Raw genomic sequence first — 18,646 nt, 5'->3', positions numbered from 1 at the left:
AAAATCCTCCCCCAATCTACAATAGCGAGTGAATCAAAGGACTTGCTTCAAAGCAACAAGACTTCTTCAACAAAATAGGCTCTTTCAGGTCCTTCGCCGCGTTAAGCTCCAAGGTCTCCTTCCGCGAAGCTGCCCGTCGATGGAAAAGCTTTGAGTCGCAAAAGGTAAACCTGGTGCGTTGGAGGAAAGTTGGCTGCCGAAAAATCAAAGGGTTAGTGTCGACAAAATGGAAAAACTATGTGTCGCCCCACACCTGTTGGACGTCAGACGAAATTGACCTTTGCGTCATAAACTGACCCAATCTCCATGTCGTCGCCTGAGGGCTTGTTGCGTTGATCTCACTTCCGTTTTGGAAAATCAGGGCTGATTTGCAGGTTCAGTCGGCGAAGCCACCTGTTCCTGCTGATCTGCCACGTGGCGAACGCGGGAGGGGGCGAGGCAATGCTATTCGACAGGGGTGTTGCGGCCCGCAGGCACGGCCGAGGACACGGCCCTGTCTAATAGGGTTGCCCGAGGGGGAGGGCTGCGCCCTCACCCTGACGGTCAGGAGCGTTTGGCTTGTCCACATCCCGCTGGCTCATAAAAAAAGCCGATGGCCGATAGCTCAGCAAAACTAGTGGGAACGGCCCATAGCTGCCGCCCAACTCGAACTTTGGATGCTGCGGTGCGGCCCGTCGAACCGGCCTTTCGCTGCGACAGCTAAGAGCGCGTTCAAACGGGCATCCCGAATCAGGCACAGGGCCATGCCGCTGTGCCGCAATAGGTCGGCGCGTACGGCGGCATGGCGGTGCAGATCAATATAGTTCTGGGCGGATTTGGTGAGTTCGGGTTGGCGCGCGCCCTTGGGAAGAACTTTCCATGCTCTTTGCAAGTGCCATATCTATGTTTTCGTGCTGATTTGCTAGGCGATTTGAAGGCTCAAACTCGTTGACTGCGCGCGAAGCTTCTTCTGACAATCCATGCCGTAGGATCTAAGAGCCAACCATCCGGATATTCCGAGATAACTGATGCCCACAACGGTCTCGAAGGCTCATTGGCACGTAGAAATTTTGACCCAGACCGGGTCAGATTCCGACTTTTCGATAGCTGATCAATTGCGACGGCTTAGTGAAAAAAGACAAGTCAGTTGACACGTCACGAACCTGTACTCCAGTCTGTAGCTGCAAGAAGTAAAATGGACGTATCGACTTGAACCTCAAAGCAAATGCCCTTTTTCCCTTCCTGATTATTTTTTTGTTCGGACAATTCGTTCTTGGAGCATCTGTAAAAGCTGACGGAGTGTCAAAGTCGGAAGCTTACTACCAATACAAAAGGTGTTTTCGGCGAGCTACGGAACTAGGAGGAGGCAAACGCAACGTCTATGTTGCATGGGCAAGCGGATTGGCGCACACGTGCTTGTTCTCTGAGTTTCCTCCGAATAAAGCGCGACCCTTTGTGCTACGGAAGTGCGAACAGTCGATGCGGAAGCTTCGTCGGCAACTTCGTGTTCAAACACCTTGCATAATTGTTGTCGAAAGAGGAAAGGTTTTAGATAGTGTCTATCGACGCGCAGTCTTCCAGCCGGCTTCAATTTTGACTGCCATCACAGTTTTCGACGGAAAAAACCAACCGAGGAAAATGCAGGGTGTATACCGCGAGAGCCCCACAAAATTTGAAGGACCAAACGCCACAGAGTTAAATTTTTGGCTGACCGGTGACGGAATTCCTTTGTGTTCAGGCAAGATAGTAGCGGCAGGATTCAATCGTGCACGTTGGAAAGCTCGTTGCTTTGACCAAGAGTTTGAAGGTGTGGTACGGGGCGCAAAAACGATTACGCAGAGGGGTTTGGTTTACTTGGTTCCTCAAAAAGCTAGAGTCGAAAGAGAAGGCGCTTGGATAGAAGTCGAGTTTTGAACTTATTCTGCGCAACTTACCGACTCCCAAATCTCTATACAGTCTTTGTTTTGGGGTGCATTTCTTCGTGCCGGTGCTACGCATCCTCGCTCTGTGAGCGTCTCGTTGGGTTTGCAAAGTTCCTTACAGGCATTGTCTTTCGTGGTCTTCAAGATGTTTAACAAATTTGCGTTACGCTGATAATCTGCCAAGGGTTCGTCCAATACACTAGCTACTCTTGCCAGCGCAGCCGAAGTTCGACGTCCCCATTCGCCATCAAGAGGTCCGGGGAGGCAACCTAGTCGATCAAGTTCTCTTTGAAAATCCAAGTCACTCAACTTCTCTCCTGCAGCCAGCCTCTGGCGCTCGGCTTCCTCTGCCGCCAGCTTCTGGCGCTCGGCTTCCTCTGCCGCCAGCTTCTGGCGCTCGGCTTCCTCTGCCGCCAGCTTCTGACGTTCTGCTTCCTCTGCCGCCAGCTTCTTACGCTCGGCTTCCTCTGCCGCCAGCTTCTTACGCTCGGCTTCCTCTACAGCCAGCCGCTGACGTTCTGCTTCCTCTGCCGCCAGCCTCTGACGTTCTGCTTCCTCTGCCGCCAGCTTCTGGCGCTCGGCTTCCTCTGCCGCCAGCTTCTTACGCTCGGCTTCCTCTACAGCCAGCCGCTGACGTGCGGCTAGTCTTGTTTCGGCATAAGCAGAGCAAAGGTCGGAACCCGGGGTTACTTTTGGCATCGCCTCACAAAGAAACAGATGAACTTGTTGAACCGGAGAAAGGCCAGTGGAAATTCTTGATCTTTCCAAACTTAAATAAATCGGAACGCCAGTTATCATGACCACCGCCCACAAAAAGAGTCTTGAACGGAGCGAGCCGAGTTGGCTATGGGTTTGAAAGATTGGCTTACTTGAGAAGTAGTTGCGTAGGTAAAGCGCTGCTGTTCGAGCTAACCACGCAGTTGCGAGTGCTACAACTATCGATACAGAAACGCTTGCTTCGAAAATTGACCGAAAAGCGATGACTATGAGTAGGACAACTAGGCCATACATCGAGGACGCAAAAGCTATCAGCCGATGAATAGCGCGCTTCGCGTTGTCTAAAAATACTGATGTGCCGCTCTTCAAGTCCAATACGCTCCAAATGCGAAGACAGATGTTGGACGCATAGGCTGGCTGCCACGGGCTCTTTAGTAAAGACAGAAGTCTAGACCAGCGAGAATGAAGAAGTCGAGTGTTACAACTTCATCAAACTCTGAGATAGCCGCATGGTTCGCTCATGGGTCAAATCAGAAAGCCTGTCAAATGTGTCAGCAAGCCAAACAATATCCCCGCCGTCCTCACCATGCACCGTGTCATCGTCTGAGCCGCCCGATTCCTGATCGTCGCTGGTCCCGCCCGCCGGTCGCACTGTCGTTGCCATCTTCGCCGCTGACTGTGTCATTGCGGCCGCCCTTGCCGAAAACATCGAACGGCTGCCGATGGACGAGGTGGATCAGTACAAGGCCTTCGCCACGCTGGTGAAACAGGGGCGCGATGCGGCAGATATCGCCGTATCCTTCGGGATCATCGAGCATATGGTGCGCCAGCGGCTGGCGCTTGGGCAGCTACATCCGCCGATCCTCACAGCATATCGCAAAGGCGATTTCACAGGCGGCCAAAGCCGACCTCCAACCGCAGATCGCGAAGCTGCGCGCGGCCCGTCAGATCTGCGTTGAAGCCGAAATTATCCGTTGTCGGCCCTGCGCAAACCAATCATACTGGGGAACCGGATACCTTTGGTTTTACCCTCCAAAGTGCGAGGTTTCGGTGTATTAGTGTACAAACCAGGTTAGGGCTGGGTCTGTACCAGTTCCAGGGCAAAGTCGGTCAACCCAAAGACCGACACAGGGGTTGATCGAGGTAGAGCATGGGCCAACAGGAAGACGCTCAAGGAAAAGGCGACCAGGTCGCGGAGCCTGATGTCGTGGCCGCTCTGCGCAAGGTCATTCAGGATCGCAGGCTCACCAAGGAGTTTGTCGAGACCGATGAGTTCGGGTGTATTCTTGCCGGGCTGCGAGAAACAATTCTGAAGGGAAACCCTTTGGATGTATGGTACAGCCTGTCGATTGCGGGAAGGGCAGCCTCGGTTTCGAAGCCAATGGAAAACGTCTTCTTCCCGATCGTGGGCCAGCGAGCTGACGCAGGACTTCCTCCCTTTGAGGCGCTCCATGATGGCGAGGATCGTTGGTACCTCGCTAAGGCCATGCAGCAAAATCCTTCACCGGAAGTGGTCGAGATTGCCTTTTCAGAAATTGTTCGAGATGACCTGGGGGAGAAGGCAAGGCGAGTATGGGTGGAGGTTGGTCTGGCGGCGGCCAAGACACGTGACGAATTCCTCAAACGAATTAACGAGAATATTGACCTACTTTTTGGATCGGTGCGTGATCGATCCGATACATTGGCGCGACGTATTAGACGGATCAATTCAGCTATCAGCGAGAAGGTTGTAACGTCCGACTTGCCGGCTGGATCCGAGTTCAGTCGCCAACTCAGGATCCTTTACACCGGTCACCTCTCCGAGGAGGGACCGGAGGACCGACGTTTGCGAGACGAAGCGGCTCTCGAGTTGATCGCGTCCCTGACGGACGTGGTTCGCCTTTCATTCGCTGCTGCTTCCGACCCGAGCTCGTACTTCATTGCTCAAGACCTCAGAAACTGGTGGCGGCCAGCATCTCCGCCGCAGGAATTTGAGGCAATTTCTCGGAGGTTGGTACGTCATGGTGCCGAAGCGTTGCATGTATTCGCACGTCAGGGACTTCGTAACAATGCGCTGCGAAAAAGCCTCGTCGCGATTGGCGGTAGCAGTCTCCTAGGGCGGGTCGCGCGGGAGATCGTCGACCGCGATGCCAGCCTGCCTGAGGATCTTTCAACGTGGTTCTGCACCGGTGAAGAACCTGCGAAGCGTCATTCGAGCGCTGCAGTGGAAGCCCTTTCCGGCGAGCGCCTAGACACAGATGTATCGCGGCTGCTCGTTTATGTGAGATCTTCCGAGTTTGATGCAGCTGCAACCGAAAGAATTTCCAAAGATGTGAGTGAGCTCATGCCGGACGAGGGGAAGCTGATCTCTGACATCTCCGGAAGAGCGAAGCAGGTCTCTCAAGTTGTGCAGTCCCTGGCCAAGAGGCTTCATATCAGTCTCTTCCTTGATGTTGGCGAAGTGGTTCAATTTGATCCTGCGCAGCACGATGCGATCAATGAGGGTCCTATCGGTGCAAATGTTCTGGTTGTCAGGCCTGGCACCCGCAAGACCGAGCCAAACCGCTCGCCGCTCATATTACTCAAGCCGAGGGTTAAGCATTCATGAACGAGGAATTCGCAAGACTTATCCTTCAGGGTCTCGTGGAGCGAGCCGCGTCAAACAGAAAGAATACCTTTTTGTCGGAGGCCGAATTGAAGGCTGTTCAATTCTTGATCGGCATCCAGCAAGAAGTGCCTACCGAAGACGCCCCTCGGATCGAACGGGTTCCGTCGACCGACGGTTTTCAGCCGGTCGTCAAGTGGTTGCCCGAGAGCCTTTCGGATGACGAAAGGCTCGTCTGCATTGACTTCGGGACGTCTTTTTCAAAGGCCTACGCCAGCGAAGGAGATGATCCCGAAGAAGCCCCTGAGCTGATCGATATCGCGTTATCTCCCGACGCTGAAGGATCAGCGCGATATCTCATGCCATCCGAGCTCCTGATAAATCAGGGGGAGATCTACTTCGGACGGTCCGCGCGAAAGGCCTTTGACGACATAGCTGCCGAACAGGACCAGCTTATTGATAACCCGAAGCAGTATATGAACTTGAGCAAGGACGTTTCGAACCTCGAGAAACGTATGTTGCCCGAGGCCAAGGTTCCGGATGGGATCTTTGCGGAAAGGGATGCACTCGTTCTCTATCTTTCTCACCTTGTAAGAATGGTCGACCAGTCTCTTGCTTCAGTCGGGCTGCCGCAATCCGTTTCGATGCGTTACACACATCCAGCATGGAAGAAGGAAATTGCGGAGCAGAACTCAGTCTCAATGCGTCGGATAGTTGCAGAGGCGATTGCCTTGGCGCGGAGCTACCCTTCGGATTTCGAGGCGCAGCTGGACATCCGTCGGGCATCGAAGCTTCTGTTGGCCGCCAGACAGGCCTCTGACGAGGATTTGCCGTTCGATATTCTCAATGAAGCTGTTGCTGAAGCTACAGCGGCGGGAGCCGGTGCGTTGATGGAGGCGCAACCGACAGGGAGGCAACATTTCGTTATCCTTGATATTGGTGCAGGTACAACCGACGTTGCGGGATGCATATGCGTAAAAGGAAGGGGGCAGCGCGCAAAGGTATGGGAGATCCAAAGCGCACGCGATGCCAAGAACCTTGCAGGTAATGCGATAGACAACGCGCTCCAGAAATTCATTCTGGAGCACAGTTCTCTCGCAAAGGGCAGCACTGAGTACTTGCAGGCGGAGCGAGCGCTGCGCCGGACCATCCGAGCCGAGAAGGAAGCGCTTTTTTCGACAGGCGAAGTTCTCGTCGAACTTGTCACTGACGAGCTTGTTGAGGTCTCTTTGAAGGATTTTCGTCGCGATCCGATGGTCGAAAAGATCTATAGCTCGATCAAGGATATGGTTTCCAAGGCAGCATTCGCGATCAGGGAAAACAATGCGAAGGTCTACCTTGTTCCAACGGGGGGTGGCGCAAGCCTGTCGTTGGTAGAAGAGCTCGTTTCAGAACCTCTTGTAGACGGTGACCAACGGATGAAGCTCGAGCTCAGAGAGGCCATGCCTGAACAGCTGAAGGAAGCCTACCCGGAGATTGAACCCTACTATCCTCAGTTGGCTGTGGCGATCGGTGGTGCCCATCCTGCGCTGCCGGAACAGAAGCCGACCATCGAAAATTTTGAGGGTGATCCCGGTCCAAAGGTTCTCACGCCCATATACACTTCTCCTCATTCGTAAATTCTGTGTTGCTTGCCCTCCCCGGGCCCACTTGGTGGTGAGGTATTACGAGAAAACCGAACACCCTAGGAGCCCGACGGGGACATCCTTTTGCATCGGTAACGAGTTCGAGCGCAGCAAGCACTTGGGGAGGTCGCAGCAATGGCCCCCTCGCCCGAAGCCGTATTGGGATGCTCCTGTCGAAGTCGGTAGTTATGACTGGAAGAACACCTGTTGCTTACATAGTGTTTCTGGCAACTAGGTTGTGAGCGTGCATCAGAACAAAGACAAACACAGAAGAGCTTCAATGGCAGTCAAGAAATCCGATCTCTATTCATCCCTTTGGGCATTATGCGACGAACTGCGCGGAGGAATAGATGCTAGTCAATACAAAGACTACGTCCTATTCATGCTGTTCATCAAATACGTCTCCGACAAATACGGGGACAGCGATGATCTTGAGCCGCCAATCACCATTCCGAAAGGCGCGAGCTTTAACGATATGGCTGCCCTTACGGGAAACCCGAATATTGGTGATCTGATCAATACGCAGGTCATTCAGCGGCTTGTTGATGCCAATGAGATGCTGGCACGCACGGATTTCCCCGACTTTAACGATCCGAACAAGCTTGGCGAAGGCAATGACCGAGTTGACCGGCTTGGTCGTCTGATTTCCATTTTCTCAAGCCCGGATCTGAATTTCGCAAAGAATCGCGCGGACCATGATGATATTCTGGGCGACGCCTATGAATACCTGATGCGCCATTTCGCGACAGAAAGCGAAATCCGCCTGACCTTGATACACTGCAAATATGCAAGCAATGGAAAGGTCTCAGGGCAGATCGCCAACTTCTATGAGGTTTGCGGGCAGGCCCAGAAGTCCATCGTTGTGAAGCATGAAGGGTTACCGAAGCTGGCAACATCACTTAGAAAGCGCCATGAAAAATGGGCTAAACAAGGGGCTTCACGAGTACTAAAGGGCGACCTCAAGAAGCTGTCGTACTTTGTTGAAAAGTCGCGAAAGGCCAAACTGAGTTTTGGTGTGGTTATCGTTCAGCCGTCCGTCAGTGATGCGACATACACCCCAGCTATGGCCAAGCTACTTGCCAATACTGAACTCTTTTTGAAACGAACCACGGAGGCTAAGTTTCGCTTCATAGGTTCCTAGAAACCACTCCGCAAAACGGATCGACACAGCTCTATTGTCTGACAGCCCCAACCAAGCGGTTATCAGAAACCACCATTTCTGTATCGCCGAAATTTGTTATTGGAGTCTTGTAGACTTGTGAATTTCCGTCTCGCCTGAAAATATGTGTGAACATCGAGACCCGAACGCATTTGAGGGTGTACTTCTTGCAAAACTACAATTTTGACAACCTGAACGACAAAGAGTTCGAGGTTCTGGTGAACGACCTGATTTCAAGTAAAGAGTCCGTGCACGTTGATCGCTTCAAACCCGGTAAAGATGCAGGGGTAGATGGGAGGTTCTTTTCAGCAAAAGAGCACGAGGTAATCGTCCAGAGCAAGCATTGGATAAAGAGTGGGATCGCGGCGCTGATGCGTCGATTGGCCAAGGATGAAGCACACAAGGTCAAGCTGATCAACCCAAAGCGCTACATCTTCGCTACTTCACTTCCACTCTCAAGAGCGGACAAGATCAAGTTGAAAGACATTTTCAGCCCATACATCACCTCGGAAGACGACATTTTGGGTAAGGATAACCTTAACGACTTGCTTGCTCAGTACCCAGACGTGGAGAAAAAACACTACAAGCTTTGGCTATCAAGTAGCAGCGTTCTGGATGCAATGCTCAACTCAGCACTTACAGGGCGCCGCGAAGCAAAGAGAGACCAGATTATTGACGCTACGAAGATGTACGTCGTAACCGAAAATCACTCTAACGCCATCGATAAGCTCGAAGAGCTACATTCTGTTGTGATAACGGGCGAAGGAGGAATCGGAAAAACAACACTAGCGGACCAACTTGCCCACTACTACGTGGGCAAAGGATTCGAATTGTGCGTAATTGAAGATGACCTCTCCGAGGCCGAGGCAGGTCTTAAGAAGGGTAGACAGCAAGTATTCTATTTTGATGATTTCTTAGGTCGAAACTACTTGATGGCCATCGAGGGTAGAACGGATAGCCGCGTTCTCAACTTTATGGATCGAATTGAGATCGATCGATCCAAGCGCTTCATCCTTACTTCGCGATCTTCTGTTCTAAAACAAGGAAAATTCGACAGCGATTTACTCGGCATTAAGAAAGTCGATAAGAAAGAGTATGAAATTACAATTTCATCTCTATCCATTCTGGATAGGGCTCGGATACTGTATAATCATATTTGGAACAGTGGTTTATCAAACGAGCACATCGAACAGCTATATATTGATCGACGGTATGCAACGATCACCCAGCACGACAACTTCAACCCACGGCTTATCTCATTTATCACAGATCCAGACCGAGTTCGGGATGTCAGTATTGAAGACTACCGGGCATACGTCGTCGAAAAACTCGACAATCCCGAAGACGTTTGGGCTCATGTCTTTGACAAACAGATCGATGAAGTTACCAGAATTGCAGTTTTTTTGGTTGTCTACAACGGTACAGCGGTTTCCGAAAGTGAGCTTCGTTCAGCTTTTAAACATCGTGTGTTGAATGATGGATTAGCAACTGCCTCGAACGTTGTTTTCCAGTTTGACTCAATGATGAAAGTTGCCGTCGGCTCGCTTCTTCAAAGGGAGATCAGCTCTACGAGCAAAGGGCCGCAAATAAACCTGTTCAACCCTTCAGTTGCAGACTTCGTGCTTAGACGCCACAACCGCGACAGTGCAACCTTGGGCGCGTTCTTCGTCTGCCTCAACACTGAGAATTCACTCGTTAACTTGAAGAGTCTGAAGGAAAGCTCGCGTCTGTCAAAAGAACTTTATTACAGAATCCTTAGCACGCTTTGCGCTGAGAAGATCAACAAGGGATTTTCTCAGGAACATCCAAAGTACTTCACTCGCCTATTGCAGATGATATCAGACTGATTCTGAAGCTTTTGAGTTGTGCGGTGCCAGCGAGATTGTCGCGAAGGTTGCAGGGATTCTACCGGTCCATAACTTCTCAAACCAGATTGAATTTGCTTGCGATATCTTCGAAAAAGTTGCGTTAACTGGAGCATCCGGAGGCAGAAAGAGTGCTCGCGATTTTGTAAGAACCTATGCTTCCAAGGCAACCTCACCTGAAGAATTTCGCAAGCTATCTGCCCTGCGAAATGTGCTGTCCAACAACGACACGGAAGAGGACAGTGAGCTTCTTCGAGTCCTTCGTGACGAGGCTACATCTTACTGGATGGAAGATGTGTCTGAACTCGTAGAGTACGAAGCTATCTTGGAAGACTATCTCCACGATGATGAAGATGGCGACGCATATAATTCAGTTTGGAGCTTTGTAGAAGACAATCTTGAACCCTTCGGCGTTACCGCGGAAACGATAACAGAGATCGTCGATGCTTTTGACTTTGACCACATTAAGGATGGCAATCGAGACGCCAGAATGTATCAAGAACACGATCAAGCAGAGCCAAGTTCGTTCAATGACGAGGCCTCTGGAGACAACATAGACGCACAAGTTGATGATCTCTTCGAAAGGGATTAGGTGCTCCCCCCAGGTCTCGCGATCTGTGAGTTCAAATTAGCCTGGATTTGGCGGCTACAGCGAATGACGGCAATGCGGGTTGAGACCGCAGCATCAAGACCATGTGTCCAAGGTCGGCTTTGGGCCGGTGGGAATTTTTCCAAACTTTTTTCTTCTTGGTGTCGATTGGCGCTTTTCTCGTCCGTCGTGTGGGTGAAGAGGCAAAAAAAGCCCTTCTCAAACACAGACGAGAGGACAGAATTATGAACTTCAAGAAAATCGCCGCCTACACGGCTTGCGGCGTTGCCGCGCTGGCCGTCGCAACCTTGGCTTTGCCACGGCATGTGAGCATCGAACGCTCGGCCATGATCGAGGCAACACCGGAGGCCGTGATCGACCTGGCCGCGTCCAATACCGGCTACCAGACCTTCAATCCTTACAAGGACCTCGATCCGAACCTGCAGGTCCAGATGTTCGGCCCGGCGACCGGAGTTGGCTCTGGCTTTTCGTTCGAAAGCAAGGACGGTGCGGGCCAGCAGACGGTAGCTTCCGTCACCGAAGAACAGGTCGTTTTCGACCTTGATCTCGGGCCGCTGGGTCAGCCGACACAGGCGATCTCCGCCGTCGCAGTCGATGGTGCGACTGAGGTGACCTGGAGCATGGACATGGACCTAGGAATGAACCCGGTCTTCCGTGTCATGGGGCTTTTCATGGATGGCATGATCGGTCCGAACTTTGAACTTGGCCTTGCCAATATTGCCGACGTTGCGGCTTAATCTGGACAGCTACAAGGGAACTATAACAATGCGTTACACATTTCTTCTCTACTCCGACCCCGCAATGGCCGCCAACATGACCGAAGAGGATTGGGCCAAGTCCAAGGAAATCTACGGCCAGTATATCGGTGCCCTTCAGGAGGCTGGTGTCTTCGTTGACACTGACTGGCTGCACCCGGCGGACACGGCAACGACCGTCACGCTGGCGGGCGGGGAGAAACGGGTCCAGGATGGTCCGTTCGCGGAAACCAAGGAGACCCTGGGCGGCTTTTTTGCCATCGAGGTCGAGAACCTCGATGAAGCCATGAAATGGGCCGAGAAATGCCCCCACGTGCATTACGGCAAACTGGAAATCCGCGCCTCCGCTATGGGCAGCTTGTGAGCCTAACCGGCGCACAGGCGCGGGCGGAAGATGTCGCCCGCGCCGTCTACGGCAAGCTCATCGCGATGCTGGCCAACCGCACGGGCGACATCATCGCCGCCGAGGATGCGCTTGCCGACGCCTTCGTGTCCGCCCTGAAAACATGGCCGGAGCGCGGCATTCCCGACAAACCGGAGGCCTGGCTTTTGACCGTGGCCAAGAACAGACGCATTGATCAGGCGCGCCGTGATGCCCGTCTGGTCATCACAGACGAGGCAAATGAAATGGCCGATGCACAAGCAATCGAACCCGAGGACGCGCAGCTGGATGACAGGCTCAAACTGCTTTTTGTCTGCGCCCACCCGGCCATTGATGAGGGCATACGCACACCGCTGATGCTTCAGACGGTTCTGGGGCTGGAGGCAGAGCAGATCGCCAAGGCCTTTCTGGTCAATCCATCAGCGATGGCGCAGCGCCTTGTCAGGGCCAAGAAAAAGATAAAGTCGGCTGGTATTCCATTCGTCGTGCCTGAGCCGGAAGCGTACCCGGAGCGCATGGGCGCTGTCCTGGAAGCCGTTTATGGGGCCTATGCAGTAGATTGGCTTGAAGGAGATGGCGACCTGAGCCACGAGGCCTTCTTTCTGTCGAACATCCTGGCTGAACTGGCCCCTGAAAATCCCGAGGCGCTCGGCCTTACCGCGCTGATCGGATTCATTGAAGCGCGGCGCGACGCGCGCGTTATTGATGGCGTTCTCGTGCCCGTGCCGAAGCAGGATGTCGAACTCTGGGACAGCCAACTCATCGAGCGTTCAGTGAGTTTGTTGACGCAGGCATCGCTAAAGCGCGTCCCTCAAACTGCCCTTGGTCGGTTTCAGCTGGAAGCTGCGATACAATCCGTGCACGCCGCGCGATCTGTCACGGGAAAAACCGACTGGCTGGCATTGTCACAGCTTTATGCGGGATTGATGCACGCCTATCCGTCCATCGGCGGGGCCGTCAGCCGCGCCGCGGTCGTGGCAGAGGATGCCGGCCCCAGCGAAGGTCTTAGAATGCTGGACGTCATCGATTTCGCCGGGCTGGACACGTACCAGCCGTTCCATGCCGTGCGCGCGTATTGCCTGGCAGAGATTGGGCGGACGGCTGATGCGGCCGAAGCCTACGCAAAGGCTATTTCGCTGTGTCGAGATCGCCCGTCCAAACTGTGGCTGGAACAGAAAATCGCGGGGCTGCAAAAAAAAATGGCGTGAGATGTCGATTGGCGGCCATGGCCTTCGTCATGTGAGCAGAAGGGAGAAAAATTCTCCCGTGCAACGGACCAGGAGGACCAGACCAATGACCATCGCTTACACAATTATCGCCATCATCGCCGCAATCGCCCTCATCGCACTGCTCTTGCCCCGCAAAGTCATCGTGACCCGCCAGGCAGACGTGACCATGCGCCCCGAAGACGTCATCGCCCGCGTCGCCAGCACCGAAGGCTTCCAGACCTTCAACCCCTATTGCACCACCGATCCTGACCTCAAGATCACACCATTTGGCCCCGCAGCAGGCGTCGGCTCCGGCTTCCGGTTTGAGGGCAAGGAAGGCAAAGGGACGCAGACCGTGACGGACGTCACCGCCACCCGTGTCATGCACCTCATCGACCTTGGCGCCATGGGCAAGCCCGTGCAAACCATCGAAGCAAAGGCCACCGACACCGGCGCCCGCGTGACATGGACCGTCACGTCCGACATGGGCTTCAACCCCGTCTTCCGCATCTTCGGCCTGTTCATGGACCGCATGCTCGGCAAAACCTATGAACTCGGCCTCAAAAACATCGCAGCTCTGGCATAGAGGCAAACACAATTCATCACGAAGGCGGGCTCTTGGTCCGCCTTTTTTCGTTTTGCTCCAAGATAATCAGAGCGTCTTCTCTATTGATACTCTGCACGCGCAGCGAATGGCCGCTGAGCGGGCTGCGAATGCCGCATTCCGACGGGGTGCCCAATGTCGGGAATGGGCCGTCCTTTCGGGTTTAGCTTTACCCGGCAGCTCAACATGCTGCGGCCGATCTAACGACCGCGAAGAGCCCATATTACGTGATGCTGCGCTGCGCACGAATGACAGCAACGAGAGCGTCAGCCAAACATCGCTGGCGGTATCCGTTTTGAAGAAATGAAGCGTTTCGCGCGCAGAATTGGGTCTCCAAAATACTGATCCGGCCCAAGGTGCTTCCGGCAATTTAGTTCCCTTGTGCATAGGAGCGGGAAGCTTATCCTCTCGGTCTGTGCAACCCAGCCTGGATATCTTCTAATGTAACCAGCCCAAAATCGAGCCAACAGTCTCTCTCGACATGAGAACCCGTGATAGTCAAAGGCATATGCGCCGTTTGTCGTGTACATATGCGTGCCACTGAAGCCTTCCTCGGGTACTATCCACTCCCCGTAGAAGTCGCTGAACTTTGGCTCTGTCAGAAATACGCCGGTCAAGATGTGACAAGCGCCAAAGCCAAAGAAGATACGGTCCGGTTGCTGCCATCGCTTTTCCGGATCAGATTTGTGATTTCGTTTTGGGATAAACATGCTCCGAACTTTCACACGGGGCTTCTAGGCAAGCAAGTTTCGCCCACCGGGGCAGATCATCAGGATTTGGTGAGCTTGAACTGCAGCATATAGGTAACATTTGAAGACCAGATTTTTCTTCAGAAGCAGCGAAAGCCAGGTTTTACCGCGAAATGCTTAGATGTCCGCCTGGTTGGTAATGCTTGGTCCAAGCAACTATCATTGTTGAATGATTGAAATCCGGCAGGACTACCGCCAGTACGGTGACACACCCTCAAGTGTTGTAGTGCTTCACGGTGGTCCAGGTGGCGCAGGAGAGGTCGAACCCTTTGCACGGGAACTTGGCAGAAGGAGCCATGACGTCCTGGAGCCTTTCCAGAAGGGTCGCTCAGTGAGCGCTCAGGTTGATGAACTCAGGTCGCAGATCGACGCGTACTGTTCGCCACCCGTTGTTGTAATCGGATGGTCTTGGGGTGCTTGGCTCGGATGTTTGTTTGCTGCACGCCACAACGCTCTGATCAGGAACCTTATCCTCGTGGGCAGTGGTCCCTTCGAGGCGCGCTTTGCCTCGGCGATCCGAGCCATGAAAAATTCGCGTTTGACCCATGAACAAAAGATAGAGCTTGAGGCGTTACGCACAGAAGAAGGCGGGGTCGCCGACATTGCTCGATTCATTGAATTGAGTGACGTGGCAGATACCTATTTTCGGGATAATTCGCCGCTTCCCTTCGTTGAATTTGACTCGGCTATTCATGGGTCGGTTTGGGCCGAAGCCAACGAGATGCGAAAAAGTGGCGCGTTGGTAGAGGCACTGTCGCACATTCAATGCCCGGTTTTGGCAATCCATGGCGACTACGACCCAAGACCGTCAGAAGGTGTTCGACTTCCATTGCAAACATCGCTTCCAGAAGCACAGTTCGTCGAGCTTGAGCGCTGCGGACATAAGCCGTGGCAAGAAGTTCATGCAAAGCGCAGTTTTTACTGTTTGCTAGACAACGCTATTACCTGAAGTGGTTAGCCAAGCAGTCATTCGCGCAGCCGTAGCGAAAGCTCAGTTTGTCCCGCAGACTGTAAGCTCCGTTGGTTCGAGAATTTGCAACTGCAGCGAATGGCGACTCTGACGGGCCGCGCCGCAGCATCTTGACCCATTGGCCAACGGCTGGAATGGGCCGCAAACAGAGTTTTTCCTGAAAACCAGACCGGGAATAGGGTGCTCCCTTAATCTAAGAACGGCGCGCCGAGTGCGGCGGCCATGCGCGCGATAGCTGCGATCTGAGGGGCGTCTTGGCTCAGATAATCGTCGCCAGCATAATCCCACCAATCTCAACAACCGTTCGGATTGCCACCAAACCAGTTCCACCACGGCGCGAGTATGGTGAGCGCTTGCGGGTAGAGCAAGACAATGCGATTTGCCTCGGCCCATCTATTGTATCCAGTCAGAACAGCATACGCGTCTCCGATCCGTTCGCGACCCTGCTGGCAGCCGTGGAGCGCAATATGGAGACGACAGAGGGCACCAGCAGTGCAGGCCTCGGGAACATATACGAAAGCCGTGTCGTCCATACCAACTGCACCACCCAGGTACTCAGCCTGATCGAAGGACATCAGCCCCTCATCGCGAGGTTCTTTCGGAAGTAGAAGATCGGCATAAAGCTGGTTGAGGATATCACCTGCTTGATCAATGTCGCAGTCGATCAGAAAATCCGGTCGCGTGATGTTACATTCAAGACTCCCATCTTCGGTGACGAAACCATGGCCGGCCTTGATCTCGGTCTCATAGAAAATTTGATCTGCTGGTACGTTGAGCAAGGCAAATGTCTGTCGCACTGCGTCCATGGAGGCGCGCGCGACAGTATCGTCAGCTTCACCGTGGAATAGATATACCTGATCGGCGGTGAGGTGGGAGACATCGTCTATTTGCCCGGCCTCGGAAAGCTCTTGAATAGTTTCTAGCGCAGCCTCGGCATCGGCTTCTCCCCAGAAAGCGTTCATGCATACCCGTATCGCACGAAACACGCTGCCATCCGAGCATCCATAGGGCCCACCAGCGACCACACCCGCGCCGACGACACGCTGAGAAAACGCCACCTGAATTTGAACTGCCAAGAAGGCTCCACTGGAAAGCCCGGAAACAGTGGTGGCGTCGCGGTCGAGATTCAGAACCGAAAGCGGGTCTGCATGACCAAAAAAGGGCTGCAGGACAAGCAATGCCGTCATTGGCAACTGGCGAAGCATAAGGGCATCCCTTTCTGCAGGGCGGACAGGTCAACAACTCCAATCCCTGTGAAGGTAGGACAAATTGTACCGCTTCGTCATTCGAATAGGCCTCCCAAGCAAGCTCGCCCAAATGGGACGATCAGAGTGCCCTGGGGTATATCAATCTCTTGCTCAGGGAAGCTCGTTGGTGGCTGCGAGCCCACGACAGATCGCTGCGGGCCGCACCACTTTTGTCGAATAGCATTGCCTCGCCCCTCCCGCGTTCGCCACGTGGCAGATTTGCAGGAGCAGGCGGCGTCGCCGTCTGACCTTCAAATCACCCTCGATTTTCCGATTGGGAAACGGGATCAAATGAAACAACCCAAAGGGGTCCGGGCAAGGATCAGGTCAGTTTATGAAGCAAAGGTCAATTTCGTCTGACGTCCAACAATGTGTGTGGAACGTCGCGAATCTTTGACTCAATCGAACGCTAAAACCTCAACAAATCGACGAATTGCGTCATTTAATTCTGGCCCAAACGTCAAGCATTCCTGGCCCAGGTTGCAAAGCGGCCGTTCATGAAGACCGCGGCGGAGATGATAAGAGAGTCCAATCTGTTGAATGCCGCAGCTGCTATAAATGTCGGCTGAGGGTGGGTTAGGGATTGCCGGTGAAGCCACGCGACTCCCAGTAGCCTGCTGTGGATAGAGTTGACCGTTGCTGCTGCGGGGCTTGTTAGCGGTGCCGAAAAAATTGCTTTTGCATGTCGGTGCAAGGCCAAAACGTACAGATATCTGCACACTTCCTGCACAATTGCTGCACGAGGTCTTCGCAAAGCCCGTGTCATTACCTCCCCCAACCAAACGTTGAAAAGGGACGGGACATGCGGGAACAGTTGGTCATTTCTGGGATACCAGACTCAATACGGCAAGACTCTTGGTGGCTGGATGCGGAACCGGCTGCATTGGAAAACAAAGCGCCTCGTCGCGAAACAGGTTTCGCGATCTCTCAGATTCCTTCGCGGTCGATACTTGCGCTGCTCTTGATCATCGCCGCCGCGGACACGCTATTTTGGAACGGTGGGTTTGGCGTTTCGCTTCCACTTTTTGCAGCCTGCTTGGTTGCAGCTGTCAAGATCAAGGCTCCGGACAAAAGTGGATTGAGGAGAGCCTGCACAATCCTGATAGTCAGCGCGGCTCCGGCCATAGAATACGTTCAGTTGCTATCTTTCATGTTTCTGGTCATTGGAACAGCGCTTGCAGTCGTTTCGGTGAAAGTGCCCGACCAAGCTCTCAGGTCAGCGGGAGGGCAAGCGATCGGACTTCTGAGGCATCTACCGATTGCTTGGATTCGCTTGCCCTTATTCGCACTCAAAAGCCTGACCGTCTCAGTTTATCGGCCGGGATATCGGAGCCATTTTGCCTCTATATGCAGTAACTGGGCGTTTCCGGTCGGCGGCGCGTTTGTCTTTAGCGCCCTTCTGATCGAAGCAAACCCATTGCTTTGGACAATTGATGCGCCAAACCTCAACGTCGCGGAAGTGCTACGGCGCGTTCTGTTCTGGGGTGGCATCGCGCTTCTGGCTTGGCCCATTCTGGCCGGGGATTTGGGAGAGGTTCCATCATGCCCTGAGATGAAGATCAACATCACCAAGTTTGGCATCAACGCTGGATCGGTGATCCGATCGCTCTGGCTCTTCAATGCTTTGATCGCCCTCCAAACGGTTTTGGATCTTTCCATCATCCTTGGCGACACTGCGTTACCGGCGGGTATGAGCTACGCTGAATATGCCCATCGTGGTGCCTATCCGCTCTTTGCGATGGCGCTTTTCGCTGGGGCGTTTGCCCTGACGGCCCGACCATATCTCGACGAGGCCGCCGCGATGCGCCCCCTTATGTATCTTTGGCTCGGACAAAATATCGTGGTCTGCGGATCAGCCCTTTTGCGATTGGAACTCTACATTAATGTCTACGGACTGACTTACATGCGCATCTACGCGCAGATATGGATCTGCCTCGTCGCCGCTGGATTGGCACTGACGGCTTGGCAGGTGCATCGAAGCCAATCGAATGCGTGGCTCTTGCTGCGGTGCGCGGGTCTGGCAGGTATAGTGCTTTATGGTGCTTGTTTTGTGAATTTCGCAAAGGTGATCGTTGATCACAACGTTACCCTGGCCGATCCTGACTACGGTTATCTCTGCCGCCTAAATGCAACGAGCGGGATTTATCGCCACGTCACCGTTGGTGAAACCGGCTATGGCGACAACTATTGTCGCTTCAAGATCCCACAAATAGAGACTTGGCAGAAATGGGGCTTTCGGACGTGGCGGGCGCTCCCGTAAGGTTGCGCCA

15 protein-coding genes are annotated in these 18,646 nt (G+C 53.5%); 13 read left to right on the top strand and 2 right to left on the bottom strand.

Annotated features, from left to right (window positions below):
- Positions 1–1,188: 1,188 nt before the first annotated feature.
- Positions 1,189–1,893, top strand: a complete 705-nt coding sequence (locus Q1A20_RS24360) for a hypothetical protein (protein ID WP_299410607.1) — start codon at positions 1,189–1,191, stop codon at positions 1,891–1,893.
- A 2-nt stretch (positions 1,894–1,895) separates the two neighbouring features.
- On the opposite strand, the gene Q1A20_RS24355 is transcribed toward Q1A20_RS24360, so the two are convergent.
- The gene (locus tag Q1A20_RS24355; protein ID WP_299410609.1) at positions 1,896–2,987 is read right to left on the bottom strand and encodes a hypothetical protein; all 1,092 of its coding nucleotides are present in this window, start codon (positions 2,985–2,987) and stop codon (positions 1,896–1,898) included.
- Between the two features lie 353 nt (positions 2,988–3,340).
- Between Q1A20_RS24355 and Q1A20_RS24350 the strand changes: the two genes are divergently transcribed.
- The 11 genes from Q1A20_RS24350 (at position 3,341) to Q1A20_RS24300 (ending at position 15,108) form a co-directional block, all read left to right on the top strand.
- Positions 3,341–3,577: a hypothetical protein gene (locus Q1A20_RS24350; RefSeq protein WP_299410610.1), complete on the top strand. Its 237-nt coding sequence runs from the start codon at positions 3,341–3,343 to the stop codon at positions 3,575–3,577.
- Between the two features lie 191 nt (positions 3,578–3,768).
- Entirely contained in the window at positions 3,769–5,205 is a 1,437-nt protein-coding gene (locus tag Q1A20_RS24345) for a hypothetical protein (RefSeq protein WP_299410612.1), read from the top strand.
- Positions 5,202–6,821, top strand: a complete 1,620-nt coding sequence (locus tag Q1A20_RS24340; RefSeq protein WP_299410614.1) for a hypothetical protein — start codon at positions 5,202–5,204, stop codon at positions 6,819–6,821. The genes Q1A20_RS24345 and Q1A20_RS24340 overlap by 4 nt, the downstream gene beginning before the upstream one ends.
- Before the next feature lie 286 nt (positions 6,822–7,107).
- Entirely contained in the window at positions 7,108–7,968 is an 861-nt protein-coding gene (locus Q1A20_RS24335) for a type I restriction-modification system subunit M N-terminal domain-containing protein (RefSeq protein ID WP_299410615.1), read from the top strand.
- A gap of 185 nt (positions 7,969–8,153) precedes the next feature.
- The gene (locus tag Q1A20_RS24330) at positions 8,154–9,833 is read left to right on the top strand and encodes a restriction endonuclease (RefSeq protein WP_299919287.1); all 1,680 of its coding nucleotides are present in this window, start codon (positions 8,154–8,156) and stop codon (positions 9,831–9,833) included.
- A 16-nt stretch (positions 9,834–9,849) separates the two neighbouring features.
- Complete coding sequence (locus tag Q1A20_RS24325) at positions 9,850–10,443, top strand: hypothetical protein (RefSeq protein WP_299919284.1); 594 nt, start codon at positions 9,850–9,852, stop codon at positions 10,441–10,443.
- A gap of 242 nt (positions 10,444–10,685) precedes the next feature.
- Positions 10,686–11,198 carry an SRPBCC family protein gene (locus tag Q1A20_RS24320; protein WP_299406676.1) on the top strand — a complete coding sequence of 171 codons (513 nt, stop codon included), beginning with the start codon at positions 10,686–10,688 and terminating at the stop codon, positions 11,196–11,198.
- A gap of 28 nt (positions 11,199–11,226) precedes the next feature.
- A complete protein-coding gene (locus Q1A20_RS24315; protein WP_299406678.1) occupies positions 11,227–11,580 on the top strand; it encodes a YciI family protein in 354 nt (117 codons plus the stop codon).
- Positions 11,577–12,806, top strand: coding sequence for a sigma-70 family RNA polymerase sigma factor (locus tag Q1A20_RS24310; RefSeq protein WP_299919280.1), 1,230 nt, complete (start codon positions 11,577–11,579; stop codon positions 12,804–12,806). Before Q1A20_RS24315 ends, Q1A20_RS24310 begins: the two co-directional genes overlap by 4 nt.
- Positions 12,807–12,891: 85 nt before the next feature.
- Positions 12,892–13,392, top strand: a complete 501-nt coding sequence (locus Q1A20_RS24305; protein WP_299406683.1) for an SRPBCC family protein — start codon at positions 12,892–12,894, stop codon at positions 13,390–13,392.
- A gap of 936 nt (positions 13,393–14,328) precedes the next feature.
- A complete protein-coding gene (locus Q1A20_RS24300; RefSeq protein WP_299919277.1) occupies positions 14,329–15,108 on the top strand; it encodes an alpha/beta hydrolase in 780 nt (259 codons plus the stop codon).
- A 314-nt stretch (positions 15,109–15,422) separates the two neighbouring features.
- Here Q1A20_RS24300 and Q1A20_RS24295 read toward each other — a convergent pair whose 3' ends face one another.
- On the bottom strand, positions 15,423–16,334 hold the full coding sequence (locus Q1A20_RS24295; RefSeq protein ID WP_299406687.1) for a hypothetical protein: 912 nt from the start codon (positions 16,332–16,334) through the stop codon (positions 15,423–15,425).
- A gap of 844 nt (positions 16,335–17,178) precedes the next feature.
- On the opposite strand from Q1A20_RS24295, the gene Q1A20_RS24290 reads away from it, so the two are divergent.
- Positions 17,179–18,636 (top strand): DUF4173 domain-containing protein, encoded by a 1,458-nt coding sequence (locus tag Q1A20_RS24290; RefSeq protein ID WP_299406690.1) that lies wholly within the window; start codon positions 17,179–17,181, stop codon positions 18,634–18,636.
- Positions 18,637–18,646 lie beyond the last annotated feature (10 nt).

The sequence above is a fragment of the uncultured Roseobacter sp. genome (assembly GCF_947501835.1).
GTDB lineage: Bacteria > Pseudomonadota > Alphaproteobacteria > Rhodobacterales > Rhodobacteraceae > Roseobacter.
Note: the sequence above shows the minus strand (reverse complement) of the source record. Positions and strands in the feature narration are given on the sequence as shown.